The 1,385-nt window shown below is 58.6% G+C and carries 1 protein-coding gene and 1 pseudogene; one reads left to right on the top strand and one right to left on the bottom strand.

Translation table 11 applies throughout. The features are described 5' to 3' along the window. Nucleotides 1-766, bottom strand: a pseudogene (locus NKH98_RS32870) (IS5 family transposase); the annotation flags it as partial. Between the two features lie 127 nt (nucleotides 767-893). On the opposite strand from NKH98_RS32870, the gene NKH98_RS32865 reads away from it, so the two are divergent. After that, the gene (locus NKH98_RS32865; RefSeq protein ID WP_352838479.1) at nucleotides 894-1,334 is read left to right on the top strand and encodes a contact-dependent growth inhibition system immunity protein; all 441 of its coding nucleotides are present in this window, start codon (nucleotides 894-896) and stop codon (nucleotides 1,332-1,334) included. Nucleotides 1,335-1,385 lie beyond the last annotated feature (51 nt).

Genomic DNA, 1,385 nt, shown 5'->3' with positions numbered 1-1,385 from the left:
TAGGACGTAGACTCATTACCGCGTAGCCAGATTCGGATTGCGACGAGTTTGAGGGCGGCGAGATAGTTCTCAGCCAGTTTGTCGTAGCGGGTCGCGATCCTCCGGAACTGCTTGGCCTTGTTGAAGAAGCGCTCGACGAGGTTGCGCGCCTTGTAGAGGAAGGGGCTGAAGCAGATCGGGTCCTTGCGATTGGTCTTGGGCGGGATATTGGCCCAAGCATTCTGCTCGGTGATGGCAGTGCGGAATGCGTTAGCATCGTAGCCCTTGTCGGCAAGCAGCATGGCACCTTCGGGCAAATCCTTGATCAAGTCCGCTGCGGAGGCGATGTCGCTCTTCTGGCCTGCCGTAAGCGTCAGCTTGATCGGCCTGCCTTGGGCGTCGACAAGAGCATGGATTTTGGTTGTCAGCCCGCCTCGGGATCGACCGAGACAATGATCTCGACCCCCCTTTTTGCCGTCGCGCCCTGCTGATGGACGCGAACAATGGAGGTGTCGATCATCTGCACCCTGCCGTCGTGGGCTTTGGTGATGGCATCCATGAGGCGGTCCCACACACCTGCTTTCCGCCATCGGACAAAGCGATTGTAGCAGGTGGTGCGCGGGCCGTATCGCTCCGGCAGATCGCGCCATGGCGCACCCGATCGCAGCACCCAGAAGATGCCGTTCAACACCCTGCGGTCGTCAACGCGCGGCACGCCTCGCGACTTGTTGGGCAACAGCGGCTCAATCGCGCGCCATTCGAAGTCAGTCAGGTCATATCGGCTCATGCGGAGCCTGAATCAGATTCCGCCAAAACATGAAAGCCTCATTCGAAAAGCGACCTTTTGCGGACGCTCGACATTGTGCCACCACGCAAAGTAGGCTCTCAAACGGCAGTGACAGTGGAGGGCTCGGATGAGACGATCTGCCAAGCAGCGCCGATCCAAAGCAATGGGTGATCGCACACTGGAGGAACTTGACGGCGAGAGGTGGGGCGAGCCGACGTTCGACTCGTATGTCGTTCGCACCTGTCATGCTCTCCGGCGCAAGCCCCTGAACACCTTGACCGATGAGGAGCTACGGCTGGCTGTCGGACAAGGCATAGGATTGGAATGGCTGGTCCCGCTCATGCTGCAACGCTTGGCTGAAAATCCATTTCGCGCCGGCGACTTCTTCGAGGGGGATCTGTTGGCGAGCCTTGCGCGCGTTCCTTCCAGCTACTGGACCGAGCACCCAGCAGAGAAGACGGTTCTTGCGACCGAGATTATGACCGCAGCCCTCTCAGATGACCGATTGCCTGACATGACCAAGGAAACAAAACAGGCTGTCGCCGATCTTCGCGCGGCATCGGAATGACCACATACCAACAATCTCGGTCATTCCGCATTTAATGAGTTCACGACCTAG

The organism is Mesorhizobium sp. M0833, assembly GCF_040319905.1.
Taxonomy (GTDB): Bacteria; Pseudomonadota; Alphaproteobacteria; order Rhizobiales; family Rhizobiaceae; genus Mesorhizobium.
Note: the sequence above shows the minus strand (reverse complement) of the source record. Positions and strands in the feature narration are given on the sequence as shown.